Origin of the sequence: Pedobacter nototheniae, from assembly GCF_032678625.1 — a bacterium.
Lineage (GTDB): Bacteria > Bacteroidota > Bacteroidia > Sphingobacteriales > Sphingobacteriaceae > Pedobacter > Pedobacter nototheniae_A.
Genome location: NZ_JAVTSO010000011.1, coordinates 52,240 through 76,611, shown reverse-complemented (window position 1 = coordinate 76,611; position 24,372 = coordinate 52,240). Strand labels below are relative to the sequence as shown.

Annotated in this window: 12 protein-coding genes; 1 reads left to right on the top strand and 11 read right to left on the bottom strand. The window is 38.1% G+C overall.

Annotated elements, in window-relative coordinates; all coding sequences use genetic code 11:
- The 3 genes from R2Q77_RS20755 to R2Q77_RS20745 all read right to left on the bottom strand — a co-directional run.
- On the bottom strand, positions 1-2,751 hold a 2,751-nt coding region (locus R2Q77_RS20755; protein WP_316805627.1), incomplete at its 3' end, for a beta strand repeat-containing protein.
- A 1,282-nt stretch (positions 2,752-4,033) separates the two neighbouring features.
- Positions 4,034-5,362, bottom strand: a complete 1,329-nt coding sequence (locus tag R2Q77_RS20750) for a hypothetical protein (RefSeq protein ID WP_316805626.1) — start codon at positions 5,360-5,362, stop codon at positions 4,034-4,036.
- Between the two features lie 2,026 nt (positions 5,363-7,388).
- Complete coding sequence (locus R2Q77_RS20745) at positions 7,389-8,825, bottom strand: PLP-dependent aminotransferase family protein (RefSeq protein ID WP_316805625.1); 1,437 nt, start codon at positions 8,823-8,825, stop codon at positions 7,389-7,391.
- Positions 8,826-8,910: 85 nt separating this feature from the next.
- On the opposite strand from R2Q77_RS20745, the gene R2Q77_RS20740 reads away from it, so the two are divergent.
- Positions 8,911-9,603, top strand: a complete 693-nt coding sequence (locus R2Q77_RS20740) for an aspartate/glutamate racemase family protein (protein WP_316805624.1) — start codon at positions 8,911-8,913, stop codon at positions 9,601-9,603.
- A gap of 181 nt (positions 9,604-9,784) precedes the next feature.
- Here R2Q77_RS20740 and R2Q77_RS20735 read toward each other — a convergent pair whose 3' ends face one another.
- The 8 genes from R2Q77_RS20735 to R2Q77_RS20700 all read right to left on the bottom strand — a co-directional run bounded on the left by R2Q77_RS20735 (position 9,785) and on the right by R2Q77_RS20700 (position 24,332).
- Complete coding sequence (locus R2Q77_RS20735) at positions 9,785-12,424, bottom strand: glycoside hydrolase family 2 protein (RefSeq protein ID WP_316805623.1); 2,640 nt, start codon at positions 12,422-12,424, stop codon at positions 9,785-9,787.
- 18 nt (positions 12,425-12,442) lie between these two features.
- Positions 12,443-14,743 (bottom strand): GH92 family glycosyl hydrolase, encoded by a 2,301-nt coding sequence (locus tag R2Q77_RS20730; protein WP_316805622.1) that lies wholly within the window; start codon positions 14,741-14,743, stop codon positions 12,443-12,445.
- A gap of 106 nt (positions 14,744-14,849) precedes the next feature.
- Positions 14,850-15,707, bottom strand: a complete 858-nt coding sequence (locus R2Q77_RS20725) for an ROK family protein (RefSeq protein WP_316805621.1) — start codon at positions 15,705-15,707, stop codon at positions 14,850-14,852.
- 372 nt (positions 15,708-16,079) lie between these two features.
- The gene (locus tag R2Q77_RS20720) at positions 16,080-17,081 is read right to left on the bottom strand and encodes a BT_3987 domain-containing protein (protein WP_316805620.1); all 1,002 of its coding nucleotides are present in this window, start codon (positions 17,079-17,081) and stop codon (positions 16,080-16,082) included.
- A gap of 38 nt (positions 17,082-17,119) precedes the next feature.
- Positions 17,120-18,154 (bottom strand): glycoside hydrolase family 18, encoded by a 1,035-nt coding sequence (locus R2Q77_RS20715; RefSeq protein WP_316805619.1) that lies wholly within the window; start codon positions 18,152-18,154, stop codon positions 17,120-17,122.
- Between the two features lie 56 nt (positions 18,155-18,210).
- A complete protein-coding gene (locus R2Q77_RS20710) occupies positions 18,211-19,335 on the bottom strand; it encodes a DUF1735 and LamG domain-containing protein (protein WP_316805618.1) in 1,125 nt (374 codons plus the stop codon).
- A 44-nt stretch (positions 19,336-19,379) separates the two neighbouring features.
- Positions 19,380-21,014, bottom strand: coding sequence for a SusD/RagB family nutrient-binding outer membrane lipoprotein (locus R2Q77_RS20705; protein WP_316805617.1), 1,635 nt, complete (start codon positions 21,012-21,014; stop codon positions 19,380-19,382).
- Between the two features lie 24 nt (positions 21,015-21,038).
- The gene (locus R2Q77_RS20700) at positions 21,039-24,332 is read right to left on the bottom strand and encodes a SusC/RagA family TonB-linked outer membrane protein (RefSeq protein ID WP_316805616.1); all 3,294 of its coding nucleotides are present in this window, start codon (positions 24,330-24,332) and stop codon (positions 21,039-21,041) included.
- Between the last annotated feature and the right edge of the window lie 40 nt (positions 24,333-24,372).

The following is a 24,372-nucleotide window of genomic DNA, read 5'->3' as shown; positions in this document are numbered from 1 at the left end:
GGCTGGTTGCGCATTAATGGTTACCGAAGTTGAAGCTGGAGAAGTACACCCACCTGCATTAGTAACGCTAAAAGTATAACTGCCAGGAGATAAGTTGTTGATGGTAGTGGTAGTTCCTGTTCCTGTGCTGGTCGTAGTGGTAGCTCCAATGATGTTAACCGTCCAGTTTCCAGTAGCAGGCAAGCCGCTTAGGGGAACCGAACCTGTAGGTACCGCACAAGTAGGCTGAGTAACCGTACCTGTTGTTGGGGCTGGCACCGCCTCCGGCTGGGTAATGGTTACGCTTTGGGTAACAATACATTTGTTTGCATCTGTTGCCCTTAAGCTATAAGTACCCGGAACAAGACCAGTTAAATTTTGGTCGTCTTCTTGCCCGGCTGGTATTGTTCCATCGGTGGTGGTCCAGGCGTAAGTAACCGTACCAGTATTGCCAGTTACATTTAAAGTAATGTTGCCCAAACAGTTTACATTGGTAGCTGTAGAGGTTACAGCTATAGTGCAAATTCGGTTATCAAAAGTTTCGAAAGCGTGGTTTCCGTTGGTAAGTGTTAAGTTATCTGTACGATTTGGCACATTGCTGGTGGAAGTTCCTGTTCCCTCGTGGTCTATAGAAACGGCAGTATATCCGCCTGTTGGCGCAGTCTCCGTAATGTTAAAGCTGCCCAGTGGCCTATTAAAATAGTTAACAAAGTTTGTAGCTTCGGCAGGGGTGCGTACGTGCAACACTTTCCAAGAAGTACCCGTCCAAGCGGCAATATCGCCATTAGCCATACTAATCCAAGGCGTACCAGTAGGATCTACTGTTATTTTATTGGCATTGCTGGGCGGATGCGGTAAGGTGGTCCAAGCAGTACCTGCACCAGTGTAACGCATCACATTGCCCGTGGTACTATTGGTTGCATAAATACTAGTAAGAACCCCATCTGGCCCTATAGCTATATCTGTAGCAAAAGTTGTAGGTGCAATGGTGGTGTAATCGCCTGTAAAAGTAGTAGCATCTTGCGTAACATCAGTAGAATAGCGTACTCCAGTGCCTGGTTGAATAACAACTAACTTACCAGCAGCATAATCGATGCGATCAAAATTCCCGTTTTTTGGTATATAAGCCGTGCCAGTATAGTAATATAAGGTGCCGCCGCCGCCACTAGTCGTAAAATGATGGGTAGCATCTATTGCAGCCACATCGGTTACATTGTTATTGTTACTACTATTAAAACCAGTATAATTTATACCGCCATCGTTGGTACTTTTTGGCACCCCTGCCTGCGCCCCAATAAATGTATTGGAATTAAGTCCCCCATCTATTATGGTGAGGAGCCCTGCCTCAGTATTAAGTTGCGCATATAACGAAGAGCCGACAGCCAAAGTATATACCCTACCTTGGGTAGTGGTAATTAGTAATTTACCATCGCCGGTAAAAGAAAGGTCATTAGCCAGTACATTAGCCGCCGTAGTTGCGGTATTATCAATTAAAGAAATATCACCAGCAGTTGTGGTAAAATTAAAAGAGGTTGCGGTAACTGGTGTGGCGCTTTTAATAAGGGTAACAGAAACGGTGGTGGGTATAGCGTAATCTTCTACCTCACCATCAGGCGCACCACCTAAAGGCGATGTTAAAGTAGCCGTAGTAAGCCTAAAACGGCCATAAGTTTTACCATTACCGAGCACTAAAGTAGCGCTAGGCCAAGTAAGCGTTACATTGGTTGCGCCATTTGGCACGGTGGTGTTTACGCCTTCGCTGGCATCAAAAACACCATTATTGTTCCAGTCTATCCAGCCGTAAAGGTTTGCTGTAGCGCCAGTGGTATTGCTAACGGCTACATTTACCTGGTAATTGCTTATAGCTGTACTGTTAATAGTTGGAAATGATGTAATACCATCGTCATCCGTATCGCCATTGGCTAAACTAAGCGGTATGCCATTGCCATTTTGTACCAGCGTAGCCCCCATTTTTAAAGGAGTACCATTAGCGGGCATCCTATGGAAAGGGCCACCTGTTGCCGTTAGGTTATTCCATAAGGTGCCATAGCTTTCGGGTGCATCGCCGGCATCAGATTTAACCCCAAGCGCCATTATATAAGCTTCGCTATTGCCAGTTACTTTAGAAACCTTAATTTTAGCAACATTTGGGGCGCCAATAACAATGGCAATACCGGCACTTGAAGATGCACAATTACTTGAGGCTGACTTTGGGCGGATTTCTAAAGTGGTATTGCCGCCAGAACCACTATAGGTAAAATCGGAAATATTGGTACAGCCAGGGCCACCAGTACTATTACCCTGTGTGATGACCCAGTTGTTTAGGGGGATGGGGTTATTGGCCGCATCGAAAGCCTGCACTGCATAGGAAATGCCGCCGGCAACAGGGGCTGGCGCTAAATCGAACAGCACGAGGTATACCCCGCTACTGTTAAAACCTGTTGCAAAATTAATATCAATACTACTTGTACCACCATTATTAGGGGGGTTAACCTGCAACCCTTTATAAGTGTCAGTATCAAGCCCACCACTAGTCCATTTAATATTTCTTGGTTGCATAGTAGATGTGCCAGTACCACCAACTACTGTAGCTATAGTGGTGCCATTTAATGCATAGTTGTATTGTGCTGCACTTGGAGATTCAGGGTTTAGGCTAAGCCAGTGCGCCTTTGTATTGGTAACGGCTGGGTTTTGGGCATTGGCTACCAAGCCAAGCAGGCATAAACCAATTAAAAATATAAATTTACGTAGGAGTAAAAGTCTTTTTTTCATATATTAATGCATTAAATAGCAGCTTTATAAGCCCTTAATTTTTTCTTTACGTTAAGTATGGGTTTGCAAAAAAACAGCTCATACTTTAGTCGGAATTTTAGTTTATCGTTAATTGAAGTAATTTCTTTTTAGTTCTTTTCATTTATGAGGTTACACCAATGAAAAGTTATTTTACATTTATTAATATTTAAGCAATGCCAAATCATACCAAAAGCTAAATAATAACAGATTTTGATTTGGTTTAACATGACCAAGAAATAATTTTAATTAAGGGAGGATTTTTGAAGTATTAGTTAAATATTCAATCTGATTTTTAAGGTCATTTTAAATACCCTGCAATTTTAACACTAATGTTACAGAATGAGCTTAATCTTTGTTGTCCAAATACTACCTATGAGTTACCCATTTAAATGGGCAAGAAGAACAAAAAAAGTAAAACACTAATTAACAGCCTTTTAACTAAAAAATAAGCTGATTTTGTTTAGTGAGGATCTTGTAAATATTTGATGGGCAAGAAGCAAAAACATCAACTATGGATGGCCTAAATCAGGTATAACTTTATAATAGTCACGTCAAGTTTCAAGAAAGCAGTAAAATTCTGTTAATTATTGTATTAATGATTATACAGAAATTGGATTTACTACTTATTTTTTATTCAGATCAATCGTATTTTATGAGTTTTTATTTTGAATTTCAGATGCGTCGTGAACCATTTTATTATTTTTAAGCGAATGCCTAAGCTCTGTTCTTCCAAATGGTAAACAATTCTACTTGTATGCCTTGCAAAAATGATTATGATTAAACACTTGGGAAGTTAAAAAAACCGATACCAGTAATACCGTAAAGCATATTAACATTTCCATAAACATACATATTTATAGATTCAGTAAAATGAAAGTTAACCAAGTCAAAACAAGAATTAATAATTGATTACCAAATCATTAAAAATAACTTTTAATCAAAAACAATGGCATGGATTGTTCACTTATAACAATAATCAAAAAAACACTTTACTTATCTTACCATACAAAATGAGCAGAAAATGTACTAAACCTGCCTAAATGCCAGAAATGGGGCAAAAGATTAAAGCGCTCTTTAATATATCTTTACACTGAATTTTATTTTTGATATTATACACCATATCCTGAATATTCGCGCTGTCGCTCTAAATTTATTCAAATACCGCATGTTATGCTGAATTTACTTCAGGTACAACATACTGTCACCCTGAATTCATTTCAGGGTGTAGCACAAAAAGATCTAAAAATAATTCCAGAAGGTTTTAAAAGTGTTCATTGGTCTTTAAATCGCGGAGCGAAAATGACCGAAGCTTTCCTATTCCGGTAAATAGAAATTTAACGCCTACTATTTTACCTATACTTTTTTTATAAACTGTAGTATAAATTAATTTATTATTGGCGTAAAATTTAACATGTTTATCCTGAATTAAAAGCCTGAGGTCGCCACCAGCTTTTAAATTAACCCCCAATTGACTCAGGTTAGTCCAAGTACCGGTTTTAATCTGCTCAGAAAAATCGGCATCAGCCCAAATCACACATTCAGGACTAATTACACCACTATAATGTTCTGATATGCTTCCATAAATTTTAAAGTTTACCTGCGAACACCATGAGGCAATCGGTTTTACATTAGCCAGCAATTCAAAATTATCTCCACTAATTGTTGTTTTTTTCATGTTCAAAAAGTTTGTAAAGAAAGCCTGTGATGTATCTATACCTGCTAAATGAACTTGCGACATTTTGAGTTCACTTAAACATTGATCATTAAAATTTTTGATTTTAATTTTTTTATGATCTTTTATTAGGCCCGAATGTTCTATTAAATAACCACTCCACCCACCCGACTCCAGATAAACCGATGCAGTATCAATGGGCTTGTCTTTATAATTTAATACTGCTTTGTATTGACCAGCTAACTGGTATTGATGAACTATTGTTACTGTATTAGGATTATGAATATTTAAATCATTATCATTAACCCCCACCCTCAACTGTTCATTATCCCCAAACTGAATGGTAAATAAGCTGGCATCTTTAAATCCAGCTGGAAAATGCAAAACAAAAACCACGGGAAGAAAATTTTTTCCGCCAGAATTAGAACAGGTTAATCTTACCTTTTGGTAAGAATTCCGGTCACTCTTTTTCCAAAATACAAATCCAATAACTAAAGAAATAACAAGAAAATTAATACCAAAAATGAGGGCAATTTTTTTATATGATTTATGAAGCAGGAGTTTCGGCTTAACCACAGCTTTGTGGTTATTTACGTTGTCATGGCTTTCCTGGAGTAAATTGACCTTTTCCGACTGCTCAAAATCATCCCAGTCTTTAAAGCCAATAAAAACGGCCAGTGCGTTGAGGGTAGTTTGTTGAGGATAATAAAATTCTGCTGTTTTAAGCTTTCCAAAAATCCGTTTCAGTGTATTTTTACTGATATACACCTGGGTTTCTTTTGCTAAAGCAGCACTTAGTTTAATATAATTAGAATTAGACCAGCTGGAAATTTGGCCCATATTCATTTTTTCAGCTACGAACTTTTCGTAAATAGCTAAATATCCAAGCAGGGAGGTTTTGGGAGATTGTCTCGGCATTGTGGAATATTAATAAATTTAAATTGTTGGTTACAGCGTCTTGTCTGGCATAAAAATAAACAATTCAATTTCCTTAAATCATTATTCAAGGCGTGCAGCAGGGGCTTTTTTTGGCGAATGGCTTTACAGCTACACGAATTGTCTTTTCTATTTTTTTGCGCATATATCCTCTATAAAAACAGGGGTTAACTGTTTTTATCTTGTTTTTTACTTGGGATGTATTTTTTTTAGGGCGATGTAATTACTTTATACTAACACATTTTTATATCTGCATTGGCCGAGGCACGATTTCACAATACTTTACTTGCTGATAGTCGCTTCCTACGCAGTTTCTTCATCATATTCGCTACCATAAATGAAGTCTAATTTATCTGTAATGCCGTTTTAGTCATTAACGATCGGGCTTTAAACCACAAAACCGTCGCATTCTTGTTTATTTACCATTGTGTTGTTTCCATATTTTAATGGATCAATTAAAGATAATTGCCGCAAAGTAAATATTTATTTAGTAAATAAAAATAATCCGCGCAAAATAGATTTTATTAAACATATAAAAATTCAAATCACAACTGTAATTACCTCCTTTAATTGGTGTTTATACCCAGCAAAAGTTGCCCTATTCGTCATTTCCCCTGTGGCTGGTGTTATCACCGATCAAGAGTTTGATTTACACTATTCGTCATTGCGAACTGAAGCGTGTGCCACAGTAATGGGGTGAAGCAATCTTTGTTATTTACTTGAAATTAGGTTAACTATGAATACCACACATTAACTGAAGATTGCTTCGTCCTTCCTCCTCGCAATGACGCAAGCTTTAACCCATTCGTCATTGCGAGCTGAAGCGTGTGCCACAGTATTGGGGTGAAGCAATCTTTGTTATTTACTTGAAATTAGGTTAACTATGAATAACGCACATTAACTGAAAGATTGCTTCGTCCTTCCTCCTCGCAATGACGCAAGCTTCAACCCATTCGTCATTGCGAGCTGAAGCGTCTGCCGGCGTATTGGGGTGAAGCAATCTTTGTTATTTCATTTCAAATTAGGTTAACTGTGAATACTCTACATTAACGGAAAGGTTGCTTCGTCCTTCCTCCTCGCAATGACGCAAGCTTCAACCCATTCGTCATTGCGAGCTGAAGCGTCTGCCGGCGTATTGGGGTGAAGCAATCTTTGTTATTTACTTGAAATTAGGTTAACTATGAATACCACACATTAACTGAAGATTGCTTCGTTGTTCCTCCTCGCAATGACGCAAACTTTAGTCATGGTGAATTTAGTTCAGCATCTTTTTGCAACGAAGACCTTAAAATAAATTCAGGGGGACGTACGAACGAAATTCTCCTGTGGCTGGTGTTATCACAGGCCAACACCAACTAAAAAATAATCAGGAAATGAGCGGCTGGAGCATAGAACATTTATAGCCCCGCTCCCGTTGCTGCCCGATGAAATATCGGGGCATTCACTCAGATCGGGTTTAGAGACAAAGCGAGTTCTTTTAAAATACTGACTTACATTTCTAAACCTGATTGTAGCGGCATCCCCGATTTTTTCTATCAGGATACAGAGTAAAGCAGGAACAAAGTTTATGAAGAACAACAGGCTTTGCTTTCCTAATAAAGAAAATTAGGGAATTTCCATTGATTGGTGATAACACCAACCAAAAGTTAAAATGACGCAAGCTTCAACCCATTCGTCATTGCGAGCTGAAGCATCTGCCAGCGTAATGGGGTGAAGCAATCTTTGTTATTTACTTGAAATTAGTTAACTGTGAATACTCTACATTAAACGGAAAGATTGCTTTATCGTTCCTCCTCGCAATGACGCAAGCTTTAACCTATCCGTCATTGCGAGCTGAAGCATCTGCCAGCGTAGTGGAGTGAAGCAATCTTTGTTATTTACTTGAAATTAGGTTAGCTATGAATACCGCACATTAACTGAAAGATTGCTTCTTCCTCGAAATGACGCGAGCTTTCGTCATGCTGAATTTAGTTCAGCATCTTTTAGCAACAAAAACTCTGGAATAAACTCAAGAGAACGGTTCAGCAACCAAACCTTTTACAATATCTCCCAATCGCTTTAAGGCATTTTCGACCTTAACATTCCATATATTATTGCAACTAATCCGGATATAATTGGCGTAATTTCCATTGCTGGAGAATAATGGACCCGGAGCTACATTTATAAACTGTTCCATTGCTATTTTTTGAAGTTTAAACGCATTAATGTGATTTGGCAATTCAACCCAAAGTACCAGACCACCTGTTGGCTGGCTCATTCTAATAGCCGAAGGAAAATACTGCTCAACAGCCTGCGTGGTGCGCAACATTAAACGATGGATTTCTGGTCTGAGTTTTCGAAGATGCCGATCGTAAGCGCCCGTTTTAAGCAATTGCAAAAGCGACAATTGTACAATACTGGCTGTAGCCACATTGGTTACCGCTTTGAGTTTAGTAACCTGTTCAGTAAATCGTCCTGCGGCACACCAGCCAATCCGGTAGCCCGGTGCAACTACTTTAGAAAAAGAAGCGCAAAGCATAACCCAGCCGTCCGTATCGTAGCTTTTTAGATTATCTGGACGTTGTGGCTCAAAATGAAGGTCGCCATAAATATCATCATCAATTACAGGCATTTTCGCCCGGCCGGCAAAAGCGGCAATAGCCCGTTTTTTCTCCTCATTTAAAATAATACCGTTTGGATTGTTAAAATTAGAAGTTAACAGGCAGGCGGAAATTTTTTGCTGATTACAAACCTCTTCCAGTTTATTCAGGCAGATGCCCGAGCTTGCATCTCCGGATAATTCGATAATTTTTAAACCCAAACTTTCTATGGTTTGTAATATACCGTGGTAAATTGGCGATTGTACCACAACGGTATCGCCCATTTTAGTAACTGCCCGCAAGCATAAACTCACCGCTTCCAAAGCGCCATTGGTAATGACAACATCATCAGCAGATAGTTTTCCATGCCACAGGAAAGAGCGTTTGGCAATTTCTGTTCGTAGCAGAACATTGCCGGCTGCAAATTCATATTGTAAGTGCTGTCCGGTTAAATCTCTTGATGCCTGCTGCAGACTTCTTCTCAGCGCGTTAAAAGGCAAAAGTTCTGTATCTAAAACTGCATTAAAGAAAGATACATAGTTTTTATTCGCTGAATCGGGATAGGTGGCCTCCTGCAAAACCTTGCCTATGGTTACCGCCCTGGCAAAGGTTTTATTTTCCTGAACCTGCGGCAAACTCACTTTTAAAACTGTTTTCCGCAATACAATAAAACCCGACCTTTCTTTACTGGCAATTAAACCTTTATCAACTAACAGTGTAAATGCCTTAAGAATGGTGCCAACACTAACCTTAAACTGCAAGTGAATATATCGCAATGATGGAAGCTTGGAGCCAATGGAATAAGTGTTATTATTAATTAACTGCTCAAACTTATCGGCCAGGATTACATATTGAAAATCTTTCATCTGTTACACTTATATATTCAGTTTTTGTATCTGTTATAACCGCGCAAAGCTAAGTACTTTTGTGTAATATTTTAATACATTAAACATGAAAAAAATAGGATTGGTGGGCGGCATTAGCTGGGCTTCTACATTGGATTATTACAGGTACTTAAATGAGGGAATTAACCGGCAGCTGGGTGGACTAAATTTTGCCGAATGCTTAATTTATTCTGTAAATTTTAACGAGTTTCAGCAATTTAATGCAGATTACAACTGGGATGCTACTTTTGAACTGCTTGCAAATGCAGCCCAAAATTTAAAGAAAGCTGGTGCAGAAGCCATTGTACTTTGTGCAAATACAGCGCATATTGTTGCCGACAGGGTTGCTGAAAATGTAGGTTTACCCCTGATTCATATTACCACAGCTACAGCAAAGGCCGTAAATAAAAGGGGCCTGAAAAAAATTGGCTTAATAGGTACCAGTTATACTATGGAACTTGATTTTTATAAAGATAAACTGATTGAAAATGGTTTAACCCCTATTGTTCCTGAAAGCCAGGATGACAGAGATTACATTGAAGATATTTTAAGGAACGAACTGGGAAGGGGGATTATTAACCCTGAAACTAAGAAAAAGTACCTTAAAATTATAGAAGAACTGATTAATCGTGGTGCAGAGGGTATTATTTTGGGTTGTACCGAAATTCCTTTATTAATCCAGCAGCAGGATGTTTCTGTTCCGGTTTTTGATACGACTAAAATTCATGTGGAGGCGGCAGTAAACTTTGCTCTTTCGTGATTTACCGCTTTAAAAGAGGATTTCCTCAGCATGTAAAATCTGCTATTGCAATAACAAAATAAAATTGTCATTCGGGGCACGAAGCTATCTCCTATTGTGATTTGCTTCGTGCGCCTTTACATGACAATTATTTAAAGTTATCCTTCGACAGGCTTAGGATAACCTAATTTATACTACTGAATTACTGGATACTGACCTGTTGTGTTCCGGTATTCCATCCATAAACTTCAATTTTCTTACCTGTTCCTCTAAACTTTTCAGGATAATCTACCCATATCGTTTTGCTTTCTCCCGGAAAAACAGACACATAATTATCGCTAAAAAAAGCGGGTAAAATACGTTCGCCTGTTTGGGTATTGATTACGGCAATACGATTAAAAAAGGCAAGTCCTTTCCCCTCTTTATTGCTTAAAGTTACTTCAATCTTTCCAGCTTTAGCTTCTTTGGCTTCTACATTCAGCTTGGTTTCTTTCATGTTTTGTAAACCTGTATATTCGCCATCCGTACCCGGCATCCAATACATATTTTCGCTCATTACCTTTTGGTCAGGTCCTAATAGTTTAAGGCGTACAAAAGCACCGTTTTTATATATGGACTTTTTTAAAACCTCTCCAACCGGAAACATCTTTTTAACCATTGATGGACCAACTTCTGCAAATAACTGATTGGTAAACTGCTGCTTGCCGTCCATATCATATACAATAGCCTGTACCATTATGTTACGCTTAATATCGAAACCATTGTTTACTACATTAATCATACTATCTAAGGGGTTCATCATAATGTGTACCGGCTCACTCCCATTTCTTAAACCATACAAACAAGCATTTACGTCGAGGTAGTAATCATACATTTGCCCGCGTAGTGCTGTCCATGGGTTTTGAGTTTTCCAGATGATTGATCCGGTGTACCAATCCCACATATGGCCCGAAAAGCCTTCCATTAAAGCACGATATTGATTGTAATTAACCAACTGTGCTTTCATGGCAAAATCTTCTGCATTTTTTGCTTTTCCGTATGGATCAATATAGTGATCGTAAGGGATATATTTATGATAATCCCAAACAGAATCAACCGGTTTCCCATTTTGAGGAGCAATCATGTTTTTCTCCGGGATAAAACGCTTCAACGAAGCATAATCACCAGTACCAACAGAGCCTACTTCTGAATTGTAGGGATAGGTTTTAAATGACCAGAAATTCCGCGTATCCTGAATGGTGTAAGGACCATCGCCATTGCCGCCCAATGTATTTAAAGACATGCTGTCGGTGTTGGAGAAATCGAAGAAATAACGTGTTCCATCCAGTTCTGGCAGGATTTTATTTTTTAAAGGGTAAAGAATATCATCCGGAGGCGTAATTTCGTTTCCACCACACCAAAAAGCCAGCGACGGATGGTTTCTGACAAGTTTAATCTGATCTGCTGCTGCTTCCAATACCAAATTATGGTTATCAGGATACTGCCTGCGGGTCCATTGGTCTTCTTTTTTTAAGGGATCTACCCATTTACCATTGCAATCGCCACTAAACCAAAAATCCTGAAAAACCAACAAGCCATATTTATCACAGGCATTGTAAAACTCAGGGCGTTCGGTAATTGCGCCACCCCAAATGCGGATCAGGTTCAGGTTCATGTCTCTGTGAAAACGAATTTCGGCATCATAACGTTCATCAGAAAAGCGGAGCATGGCATCAGAAATTACCCAGTTTCCACCTTTAATAAAGATTTTTTGGCCATTAATATGTGCTTCCATACTTTTGGTATGGTCGTTCCAAACATTGGAAATTTCACGCACGCCAAATTGCAAGGGTTCATCATCCAGCACTTTGCCCGAAGTGCTTACAAACTGAATGTTGATTTTATATAAAGGTTGCTCGCCATAACCGTTAGGCCACCATAACTTTGGTTGATCCAGATTAAAGTCGGGCAATTTAACTTCTTTCTTTTCGCCGGGTTTTAAAGTTACTGGCGTACGAACCAGTTTTCCGTTTAAAGTGTATTGTAAAAAACCATTCACTACTTTAGCAGAAGCATTGCTCACCTCAGAAGAAGTACGGATAAGGGCTGGTTTTTGGGTACCCGCAGCAAGGCGTTTACCCGGAACCAAGGTTATTACATGCGGATTTTCTACATTAACAAGATTAGTTTTTTCAATGGTTACTTTATCCCATATTCCCGTATTACGATCTCTGATTGGCTGAATCCAGTCCCAGCCGGCTGTATATTGCGTGGTTAATCCTTTAGCAATGGTTCCATCGCCACCCTGGCCACCGTTAGGTTCTCCAGGTACATCAGGCGGATAAACCAGCACAGCCAAACGATTATCACCATTGGCAGCCAGTAAAGAAGTAATGTTATATTGCTGGCGTAAATGCATCCCTTCGTGGATTTTAGCATTTACTTTTTTACCATTTAAATAAATTTCTGTTTTATAATTTACACCTCTAAATTGCAACCAAACCTGTTCATCGCCTTTGGCTGTCTGGCTAAAAGATTTCACAAACCAATAAGTATAGTAGGCATTACCTGTATAGTATATATCTTTAATTAGTTTATTGTTCATGCCATAAAATGGATCAGGAACTTTTTTGTTGTTCAATAAAGTAGTTAATACGGTTCCGGGCACAGTAGCTTTCATCCATTGGTCTGTTGCAAAACCTGGCTTCGAAATTTGCTCACCTCCAGCCTTTACGTCATTTATATTGGCACAATACCAGCCCGAATTAAGCTCATACTTTTGTTGTGCAGCAACTTTAGAAGTCCACAGGGTGGAGATCAGGATTGCCGTTAAAAGCAGGCAAAAACTTTTCATAATATTCATTCTGTTTATTGAGTTTGGTTATTTCCTTAATGTTGATGATGGTCGGTCCTGTTCACTTACGCCAAAAGTTGTAGATGGTTTATTGCCCATGTAAATTTGCAAATCGCCACCTGCCACAATATTTTTATGCAAAATATATGATTTGGCATAGGCTTTACCATTCAGCACAATCTTTTGGATGTATTTATTTTCAGCACTATTATTAACAACTTTAATGTTGAACTTTTTATTGCCCGGTAAGCTGATCGACGCTCCGTTTAATAAAGGAGAACCAAAAACATAGGCTCCATTAGCTGGATTAACCGGATAAAAACCCATTGCAGAAAAAATGTACCAGGCAGACATCTGGCCAACATCTTCATTTCCACATAAACCATCAGGTTTGGCAGTATAAAATTCTTTGTCAATTTTCCGGATTAAATCGGCTGTTTTCCAGGGTTGCCCTACATAAGAATATAAATAAGGAATGTGATGGCCGGGTTCGTTTCCTTGTGCATAATTACCAATTAAGCCCGAAATATCAGGCGAGCTGTCTGCACCAAACTGGAAAGGAACACTAAACAATGAATCAAGTTTGGTGGTAAAAGATTTTTCACTGCCAAATAGTTTAACCAGGCCTTCTACATCCTGAGGTACCAGCCAAATGTATTGCCATGCATTTCCTTCGGTGTAATCATCTTCGCGGTGTTTAGATGCGAAAGGGCTAAAAGGTGCACGCCAGTTGCCATTGGCTAATTTGCCACGCATAAACTGGGTTTGCGGATCGAAATATAATGTATACAATTCTGCTCTCTTGGTAAAATAGGCATAATCATCTGCTTTATTTAAAGCTTTTGCCATTTGCGCAATGCAATAATCATCTACCGCATATTCAAGGGCTTTAGCTACAGATTCGTTCACCTTATCGGAAGGAATAAATTTTAACTGCTGAATGTATTCAATGCCATCCGTTTTTTGCATGGCCGATTGTTTTATAGCTTCGTAGGCTAAGTTAACATCAAAACCACGGTAGCCTTTTAAATAAGCATCTACAATAATCGGCACCGCGTGGTAACCAATCATCGTATTGGTTTCACTGCCCATTAAATGCCAAACCGGAAGTTTTCCTTGTTGTTTATAAATGGCAAGCATGGTATTGACCACATCCGATACTTTATCCTGGTGAAGAATGGTATATAAAGGTTGTGCAGCGCGATAGGTATCCCACAATGAAAAAGTGGTCAGGTTGTTAAACGATGCATTTTTGTATACTTTTTTATCTGTACCCCGGTAGTCTTTATTTACATCGTTAAATAAAGAAGGAGCAATCATGGTATGGTAAAGGGCTGTATAAAACACCTTTTTTGAAGTTGCAGAGGCATCAACCCTTACTTTTTGCAATTCCTTTTCCCATTTAGCATCAGCCTGTTTTACGGTTGCTTTGAAATCCCAGCCAGGTAGTTCGGTCTTTAAATTTAACAAGGCATTATCTACACTTACCGGAGATAGTGCTACTTTAATCTGAAGTATATTATTAGCAATGGCCTCAAAGTTCAGGGCAGCCCTTAATTTTATACCTTTAATGTCTTTACCATTTTTAACCACTGTGCTGTCGTAAACCACTATGTTTTTAACGGGCTGCGATAATTTAATAACAAAATACAACCGCTGATCGTTAGACCATCCTTTAGAATTTCTGTAGCCTACAATTGTTTGTGCATCAACCTGTTTAATTTGGGTGGCAACAGGCTTATCCCAGCCAATACCATCGGCTAAATCGAGTATTATGTGCGGCGTTTCAGCACCTTTTTTAAACGTATATTGATGAAAACCTACCCTTTCGGTAGCCGTAAATTCGGCTTTTACATCATATTTATCTAACCATACACTATAATAACCTGCCTTTGCAATTTCTTTATCATGAGAAAAAGTAGAAACATAGCCGTTTTCAAGGTTATCCTTTTGTCCTTTTTCCATAATCAGCTTTCCGGTAGCGGGCATAATAGCAATATCGCCCAAATCGCCAATACCAGTACCACTTAAATGTGTATGCGCAAAACCAGTAATGGTATTGCTGCCGTAGTTATAGCCACTGCACCAATCCCAGCCTTCAAAAATATTATTAGGACCAAGCTGAACAGCGCCATAAGGAACATTTGCGCCCACAAAAACATGCCCGTGTTTTGCCGATCCTATAATTGGATCAACATACTTAGTGAGGCTTTCTTTGGTACTTTTCTGCGCGTAGGAAACTTGAAAAACAGTGCTTAGTAAAGCGACTCCCAGGGATAGGTTTAACGTTTTACTAAACTGCTTAAGAATTTTGTTTTTTGATAACATATGGTTCATTTGTGTTAGGTAACATTAATCAGAAAAGCGATTAAACTTTAAATATGATTAATTTATTGGAAATATAAACTAAAGAGTGTTTTTTTTTAGTTTTTGCCTACAAGCAGGCGGCTCCAATTAAAGCAGCATGCTCATTTAACTTGGTAATTTTAACCTTTGCCGATAAGTGGTTGGCTTCCAATACAGATACCAGTTCAGGAGAAAACTGATCAAAGGCCAGCGAGATATTTCCACCGATAATAATCATCTCCAACTTGTGTTTTTGAATAACCGGCATTAAAAATTCGGCCATGTTATGTCCAAACTCCATAAAAACACGCACGGCCGCATGATCGGCTGGTGCCAACTCAACCAATTCTTTTACACCTTTTAATTCAGTACCCGTTAATGTTTTATAGCGGCTCACAAACCATCTTGTTGATAGATAGTCTTCAGAAATTCCATTTAAAAACGGTGCATTCCACAAGGATAGGTCTCTCGTTGTACCATCCTCAAATATTCCAGAACCTAAACCTGTACCCAGGGTTAAGCCTACTACCCGCTTTACCCCTTTTGCGGAGCCGGCATACACTTCTCCTTTTATAAAAGCTTCGGCATCGTTAATAAAATGAATGTTTACAGAAGGAAAGTTTAAGCGCCGGGCCAGCTCATTTTTTATATTGATTTTATAGAGTGATTTAAACTTGTCCTGCTCTTCAATCAGGCAAATACCTTCTTTATAATCAAATGGACCTGGCATGGCAATACCAATTCTCTTAACAGGCAGTTTGCTTGTTTTAAGCGATGCTAAAATTACCTTACTCCAGTTTTCGAGTATGGTTTCTGCATCATCAAGTGAATTTACACCTTCACGTTTCCACGAGCCTTCCAATAAGATGCCTTGTTCGAGGTTAATTAATGCGGCTGTAATGTGAGAACCGCCAATATCTACGCCCAACACAATAGATTTACTCATATATTTAATATCTGGTTTAGGTTTATACTTAAAGTCAGGTTTAACTAAATCTGCCCTTTAAGTCAAAATTTGTACACGAAAAGATGTACCTGAATGGGCAAATATACGATGCGAATGTCCAATCACAAGAATTGATGATTCAGTAAAATGATCAAATTCTTATGGAATATAATCTGTGGCACTATTGTAAAATAACTCATTTTGTAATCCGTTATCCAACCGCCATGCGCTCATATTTCCAAAAAGTGACCTTCCGACACAGCCGTTTTATACCTAATGATAAATTAAAAAAGAACAGACCGACATCCGCCGGTCTTGTTCATTAATTATCCCTAATTATCCAAGACCATTTAAGATTGGATAATAAAGGCGTTATTTTATTGCATTTATTTCAGAGAAACCACCGTACGAACTTGGTAACACCTTCATAATAAACTTAACATACCTGCACGTTACCGGGCCATAGAAATTAATATTCCTGTTATCTGGAGCATTGGCTGAGGATGTAGACAATACAGGATCAGTAGTATAGGTACCCTGACTTGTCCAGGTTACATTATCATTACTAATTTGCACTTCAATTCCGGTGGCATTATACGATGCTCCAAAGGCATAACTTGGCATTAACGTAAATCCTTTAATTGTGTTGCTAACCGCCATATCAAGCGTAATAAAACTATTTACTCCGCTGGCAAACCACGAAGTTGTATTTTTACCATCTAATGTATTTGCAGCGCCATAAGTGGAACTGTAAGGTGGGCTGGCTGCAACAATTGTCCATGCCGGATTGGTGCGATCTGCTATTGTTCCGGTAACCGCTACTTTGGTTGTAAGATCGATATTGCTGTAAACACTATTCACTACAACATAAACGGTGCGGTAAGTAGAACTTGGTTGTATACCTTTATCATCACTGTTTACCTGATTAATGGATAATGGTAACAAATATCCGTTTGGATCGGTTAATTTAACTCTATCAATCAGTTGAATTTTTAGTGAATCAGCAGAGGTTGTTGTACCTGCTTTAATGCTTAAAGTACCCGAGCCCGCAATTTTATAATTGGATGCAGGCAATAATACATAAGCAGTTTTATTTGCTGTATTGTATTGTGCAAGTTTAGATTCATCCGTACTTACTGTAAGGCTTACATCAGCAGTGGTTTCCCTGGTTAAATATGCAGCAAAACGTGTTTCCGAGCTGCCTGTTACAGATACTGGCGTGCGCAGAAAATTAATATTACCTATACGACCATCCGCACCATCTGTTTTAATAAAGGCTAAAAGTTCTTTAGAGTTTAATTCATCCTTTTTACAGGAAGAAAATGCACCTAAAAACACCATTAGTGCAATGTATATTATATTTAATTTCTTCATGTTGTTTAATTTTTGTTAGTCAAATTAAGGCTTGGCTGTTATTTAACCGCAGGATTCATAATCTGAATGGCTTGTCTCACGTATTTAAAATCGGGTGTTGAGCCATACTCATATTCAGCATGATAAGCACCTGCTCCACCCTTTTGACCTTGAGTTGGATTCCATCTTGCAAAGCCAATTAACGATGGGATAGTTCCTAAAATAGGATCGGTAAAGTTGACACCGCCTGTTTTCCAGTTTGCTTCAAAATCTTCTGCGGGAATAAACTTTTCAGGAGGAAGTGCACCAGAAAATCCAAAATTCATATACCTGCTTTGAAGATTGGCTTGCGAACTGGAATAATAAGCCTGCTGAACTAAATAATCGATGTAAGGCGCTGTACCTTTTTCATTATATCCATCAATAATTAATAGGTTTCTAGTTCCAGATTGAGGTCCCATATATTTTGAAAGCGCTTTGAATAAGTATTGCACACTAATTTTACCTCCAGCATCACTTCCAAACGGATCTGCACCAAAAACCTCAATTACTTCTGCTGCTTCGCCAGGTTCATAATCCAAATCAAACCCATCTAAACCATGCTTGGCAATTGTATCTGCCATAGCTTTAGCCACTAAATCTATAGCCTTAAAAACATCATCCTTATTCCATTTAGATTTATCGGCAGGCACTAAATCAGGCGTATTTTTCTTCATTAATTTAGAAACCCCTGAGCCAAACATACACCAAACAAACCTTGTCCCTTTTTCTGTTCTATTTTTCTGTAATGTTTGTGCATTATAAGAACCTGGAGGAGGATAACCACCCCATAAACTTACAATATCTACACTATCGGGAATATTATCAAAAACGCCTGCAATATTTGGATCTCCCGGAATACCGGTTCCTCCAAACCAGCCGAAAAACACTTGATGTTTCGACTTTTTATAGGCTCTTAAATTAGCAAAGTATTCATCTGATCTAACCAGCATTGGCTTAACTTCTATACTTTCTACTATATTTTGCTTTTCGCACGATATAAACAGAGTAGATAATAAAATTGCTATGCTAAATCCTAAAAATGTATTTTTCATATCTTTTATATTGAAATGCTTTTAACAAGCACGTAATTAAAATTTGATTAAATATTTTAGTTGCACCTAACATTTGGCAACCAGGTTACAGCCCGGTTTGCTACTGCGTTGTAACCATTGCCACTAATATCGGTAGCAGTATTGCCCGTACCTTCGTTAAATTTCCAGTAAGCAATTAAGCCTGCACTTTTTGGATCTACCCCACAAATTCCATTAGAAATTTCTGACTGCGATAAGGCTTTTGACCAAACCTTAGCTTCGCTAATGTAACCGTCAATCGGTCTGCCAGGAGTAGAATAGCCAAAATGAAAACCACCTCCATAACCATCTGCCAAATTGATGGTTCTGGGTACGCCATCTTTTGATGCTACCAATTGACCATTAACATATACCAGAAGGGAACTACCGTTATAAACTGCTGCAATGTGATACCAAATACCTGGCGAGAAAGCCATAGGTATATTTGTAGCTGTTGCACCACCAGATACCTGAAGCTGATTATTGGCCACAGTAACATCGCCAAATCTGAATAAAAAGTTTTCTTCAATCCCCATCAATGTACTAATGAAAGGCGAAACTGTTTGAAACTTGTTTACCATTACTTTTGTTTCCATGGTTAAGCTGGTTAAAGCGGTAAGGTTGCTTTTTGAAAAATCAACTGTAAAATAGTTACTTGTTAAAGCTGCTACACTTGATATGATCACCTTATTAACTACGATATAAAGTGTGCTCGAAGCATCTAAAATTGCAGGTCCGTTTGAACTTCTGATTGTTATAGGCATTACGTAAGAAATCCCGTCTTTAAAATCCTTTATAGATAAAACTTTAAAGTTTATTTTATTGGAAATATTAGTTCCTTTGGTAATGGTTACCGAATTAGATTCAAGGCTATAACTCCCTACAGGTAAAGTAGAATATTTTTTACCCGTTAAAGTATTATACTTCTCAATTAATGCAGGGTCGGCTGCAATTTCTACATTTACATCATTTTGAACCAGTTGAGATGAAGTTGCGCTGATTGCAAAAGTACCTCCGCTATCATCTGCTGATAAGGTAGTGGTAGTAGATTTTTCTGCCGCTGTTAAATAAACAGACTCAAAATCCTGAAGTTTATTTTTTTTACAGGAATACACAGCGATTCCGATGAGAAAAAAGATAAATATTTTTAATTTATTATTCATGTTAATATGCTTAAGTAAATTATTGAAGATCAAATTAGGACTCATTATTTTTTATCCCACCATAATTTTGTAGCGCCATTGTCTGCACCACCAAGTAATGTCAGGCCTTTTGCTATCTGAGTACCGTTATCCAGGTATTGCTTGGCTGGATAAGGTAATCGGCGTACCTGTGTAGCAGAATTTACCGTTCCATTACTTCTGTTTAAAACAATTGGGAATATTTTAGGATAACCCGTTCTACGAAACTCTGTCCAGGCTTCCTGACCATTGGGATACAAAGCAATCCATTTCTGGGTTATTATACGCTGTAACTTATCTTCAAAAGTTACACCTTCATTCCATTTTATTGTTGATGTTAGTGTTGTGGAGGCTGCAATATCCGATACGGCATTATTGGAAGGATTTGCAGGGTCTACATAATTTACAGGCTTAGAAGTATTATCGGCCAAATAGGTTGAAGGAATGGTTGCACCAGACTCATCAAAAGCCACTTTAATTCCCGATTCATAAAAATTCTGAGCCGTGCCACCCATATTCCAACCCCTTATTGCACCTTCTGCAAGAAGAAAATAAACTTCCGACGCCTGCATCCATGGCATTGGGGTATTATCAGCAACCTTTAATGTAGAAAATGGCTGATACAAGCTACGGGTTACATTTATACCAGTTCTTACCCCTACATATTCCGTTGTTTTTCCTGTTACGGTTGATAAATTAAAGTAAATCCCGATCCTTGGATCTTTATACCCCGATAAAATAGATTGCATAGTAGCTCCCATCCTTGCCTCGGCATAGTTTACAGTTAAAGTAACGAGCGGGTTTTTATATGGTGAAGCAGTGACTACCTTGCCTTGCAGGGCACCGTCAGATTTTTGAGTAAGAAAACCAACCGGGCTGTTAACAGCTTCTTCAGCATATTTTTTGGCATTTACCGGATCAACATAGGCCATTCTCATTGCCAGCCTCAGCTTTAAAGAGTTTCCATATTTTGCCCACAACAGGTAATCGCCACCATAAATCTTATCATATGCAGCTAAAGGTTTCCCCGCTTTAACACCCAGTGTATATAAAATATTAATGGCCTTATCTAATTCAGGAAAAAACGAATAATAAATTTTATCCTGACCATCATAAGCTGGTGTAAAGGTTCCTGTAGGTAACGAACTGTACGGAACCGGGCCATACGTATCGGTTGTTCGGGAAACGCCTGTTATTTTTATAAGCTGGGCAACAGAGAACTGCAAAGAATCTTTATTTAGGTCTGTTGTGCTTTTAATTTTTACCCAGGCGGCCATTAACATGCCGTTAAGTTTAAATTGTTCATTTACCCAATCTAAATTAAAACCATAGGTAAGGTTATTGGTATTTCCACCCCAATCTCCGGCCTGGCCCATAAAGCCAGAAAAAACATCACCTGCAAGATTGTTTGAAATTTGGTAACTGTTACTAAAATCGGTTTGCGAGCCTACATCAGCAGCCGGTATAATGGCATTCATCATATCTGTAAAACTTTTCCCAGTTATAAAATTATCGGCATTTTGTTGATCCAATGTTGGTACATATGGATTGGTATTATAATCGGCGTAGTTTTTAGTACAAGACAGAGATAAGCCGATTAAAAATATAAATATGATCTTTATAGATACATGATTTACTTTAAAAGTATTTTGATTGTTCATAATTTAATAATTAAATTTTATGAATTAGAAACGTACGCTTACATTAAAACCGAAACTCCTGTAACTGGGCTGTTGAAAATAATCTATCCCTTGATAGTAGGTGCCGGTAGAGGCCGTAGATTCAGGATCAAACGGGGCTTTGTTGTAAAACATAAACAGGTTTCTGCCTGTTAAGGCAACCCGTATACTTTCTAACTTACCTTTTAACAATTTGCCTGGTATGGTATACCCTATTGAAGCTTCTCTTAACCTAACATTGGTTGCACTATATACATAATAAGCCAACAGGCCAACTGAGCCCCCTGAAGCGCCACCAATTACATTATAAAAATTCTGCACATTGCTATACTTTTTCCCATAAATCATAACGCCGCCATTATCTCTGTCATCAGCCGTTTGTTGCGATGCTCCATAAGCATCCATAATAGATTGAGTTGCTGAAACACCAACACCACCTACACGGGCATCAATTAAAAAGGATAAATCAATTCCTTTATAAGTAAAAGTATTTTTCCAGCCAATATTATAATCGGGCGTGGTACGTCCAATGTATCTTTGAGGTATTTTTATGGTTTGTATACTTCCATCTGTTGGGCTTATCCATAAGTGTCCTTGATTATCTTCTCTCAGTACTTGAGAAACATATAAATCAGACATGCTGCCACCTAACGTAAGGATGTTTTGTAACGAACCCAGCGCACTAACGCTAAGACTGTCTTTACCAAAAACTTCCCCGGTCATTCTATTTACAAAACCTTCTGATAAACGGTTAATCTTGTTCCTGTTTAAAGAGAAAACAGCACTGGTATTCCAGGTTAATTGATTTAAGTTAAGGGTATAACCCAAACTGGCTTCAATTCCCTTATTTTGAATATCGCCCGCATTGTAAGAAAACTCAGAATAAATAGACCCAGTAGTTATTTGCTTGGTTAACAACTGATTTGTAGTATTGGATTTGTAAATGGTACCTGAAAAAGTAAGGGCATTATTAAAAAATTTCAAATCTAAGCCTGCTTCATACGATTTTGTTCTTTCTGGTAAATATTCGGGAAAAGGTGCAGGCCTGAAACCATTTGCATTTATACTGTAAGTTGGGTTTGTTACACCAAATTTTGGCGGACTACCCACTTCTGCATAGGATGCCCGTACTTTTATAAAAGAAATAGCTTTAGGCATCTTTACTACATCACTGATTACGGCAGAAAGACCTAATGAAGGATAAAAATAAGAAGATTGGTTTGCAAAATCTTTAGGTAATTGCGATGGCCATTCGTACCGGCCGGTAGCATCCAAATACAGCCATTTATCGTAGTCGAACTGAGCAGTTGCAAAAGTAGATTGTAATTGCGTTTGACTGTAAACCGGAGTTGTTTGCGGGCTCATGTTATCAAGCGTTGTAAACGCATTGGCTACCTGGGTTAAATTTCCAAAAACGGTTAAACCATCTATTTTATCGTCCTGATAACTACCGCCGAAATTGGTTAAAAAATTAATTTTATTTGTTATTTTTCTTCTGATACTGGCTATTAAATCAAAGTATAAGTTTTTTGAACCTGTTTTCCCAGTAGAATAATATCCGTATTGAGAAGCAAAAACACCATCTGTTCCAGCGGGTAGCTTAATCTCATTTTGCAAGTTAGAATTATCAACACGCACACGCCCGGTTACATCAAACCAATCAAATATTTTATATTTAGCCGTACCACTTAACATGTATCTATCCAAATTATTCATATTGGTTTGTGCTTTGGCTACCCAATATGGATTTTGAGCGCCCAAACCTAAATTACCGTAAGGCCAAAACTGAGTTGATATTTTACGATCGGCATTATAACGCGAATACACTTCATATTTTCTGATGTCATCGCCCGCAGGAAATAAATAAAGTGGCAGTATTGGGTTTTGGTACTGGCCCTGTGCAATCATGTTATTATCTGATGTTCTAACATACATGGCATTAAAATCAACAGTAAATTTATCTGTTAAATTAGCCGTATGCCTTAAATAAAAGTTATACCGATTGTATTTATTATCTGGAATGATGCCTTTAGAATTATTTGTAGCTGCAGAAAAGAAGGTTTGACTTTTTTCTGAACCACCGGATAAACTAACTGAATTTGATATATTATAACCTGTTTCAAAAAAATCTTTTGGATTATAGCTCGATGGCTCAGCAAGTTTGGCGCCCCAGCTTTCGAATTTTTGTGGATCGGCCTGTCCGTAGGTATTCTGAAATTTTGGTAAAATAAAAGGATTATAAAAATCGGTATTATTGGATAGAGTGATTTTCAGTTTACCCACGCTACCTTTTTTTGTAGTCACTACAATAACACCATTTGCACCTTGATTGCCATATAAAGCTGTTGCCGAAGGACCGGTAAGTGCCGAAATGCTTTCAATATCATCTGCATTTAAACTTGATATTCCTTCTCCCGTAACCGAACCTTTAAATGCATCGGTAACAACCGCCCCTCCATTACTATTTGGAATAGGAATACCATCCACTACGTATAAAACATTGTTATTTAAACTGATCGATTTAGTACCACGCATTACTACACGTGTACCACCACCAATACCTGATGAACTGGCATTAATAGTTACACCAGCAACTTTACCCGTTAATGAATTTATAAAGTTGGCATCTTTATTTTTTGTCAACTCCTCTCCTTTTAATTCTTGCACATTATAGGTTAAAGATCTTACCGATTTCTTTATACCAAGTGCCGTTACCACAACCTGATCCAGTTGATTTTTTTCTTCTTTTAAAACAACATTCAGTTTGGTTTCCGCACCAACTTTTATCTCCTGTTTTACATAACCTACTGATGAAAAAAGGAGTACATCGCCGGCATTGGCATCTAATGTAAATGCCCCTTCCATGTTCGTTACTGAAACTTTTCCTGTATTTTTATTTAAAATAGAAACATTTGGAATGGTTACACCGGAGGTATCTTTTACCACGCCTGTAATTTTGATAAACTGAATAACCGGACTAATTAGAATACTGTTTTTTATTTGAGTAGCTTTTGGAGAGATTACAATAAATTTATCGCTTATTGTATACTCTAAAGGTTGCCCGTTAAGTACCATATTCATCGCCTCGTTTAAAGGCTTATTGTAAACTGAAACATCTACTTTACCTATATTCCTTAATAGGTTTTTTTCGTAAATAAAGCTGTAACCGCTTAATTTTTCAATCTTGTTAAAAACCAGTTCCATCCTGGTATTCTTCATATCGAGCGTTACATTTTGAGAATAGCTCTTTGCTGAAGCCATTGTAATGGTGGCTAAAAGCATAATGATGGCCATTTTCATAACAAGACAGGTTTTAGATTGCCTGATTGCTCGAAAAAAT

Bases quoted from the DNA above. Each gene is read 5' to 3' on its own strand.
- R2Q77_RS20750 (WP_316805626.1), bottom strand. From the start codon at position 5,362: ATGCCGAGACAATCTCCCAAAACCTCCCTGCTTGGATATTTAGCTATT.
- R2Q77_RS20745 (WP_316805625.1), bottom strand. From the start codon at position 8,825: ATGAAAGATTTTCAATATGTAATCCTGGCCGATAAGTTTGAGCAGTTA.
- R2Q77_RS20740 (WP_316805624.1), top strand. From the start codon at position 8,911: ATGAAAAAAATAGGATTGGTGGGCGGCATTAGCTGGGCTTCTACATTG.
- R2Q77_RS20735 (WP_316805623.1), bottom strand. From the start codon at position 12,424: ATGAATATTATGAAAAGTTTTTGCCTGCTTTTAACGGCAATCCTGATC.
- R2Q77_RS20730 (WP_316805622.1), bottom strand. From the start codon at position 14,743: ATGTTATCAAAAAACAAAATTCTTAAGCAGTTTAGTAAAACGTTAAAC.
- R2Q77_RS20725 (WP_316805621.1), bottom strand. From the start codon at position 15,707: ATGAGTAAATCTATTGTGTTGGGCGTAGATATTGGCGGTTCTCACATT.
- R2Q77_RS20720 (WP_316805620.1), bottom strand. From the start codon at position 17,081: ATGAAGAAATTAAATATAATATACATTGCACTAATGGTGTTTTTAGGT.
- R2Q77_RS20715 (WP_316805619.1), bottom strand. From the start codon at position 18,154: ATGAAAAATACATTTTTAGGATTTAGCATAGCAATTTTATTATCTACT.
- R2Q77_RS20710 (WP_316805618.1), bottom strand. From the start codon at position 19,335: ATGAATAATAAATTAAAAATATTTATCTTTTTTCTCATCGGAATCGCT.
- R2Q77_RS20705 (WP_316805617.1), bottom strand. From the start codon at position 21,014: ATGAACAATCAAAATACTTTTAAAGTAAATCATGTATCTATAAAGATC.
- R2Q77_RS20700 (WP_316805616.1), bottom strand. From the start codon at position 24,332: ATGAAAATGGCCATCATTATGCTTTTAGCCACCATTACAATGGCTTCA.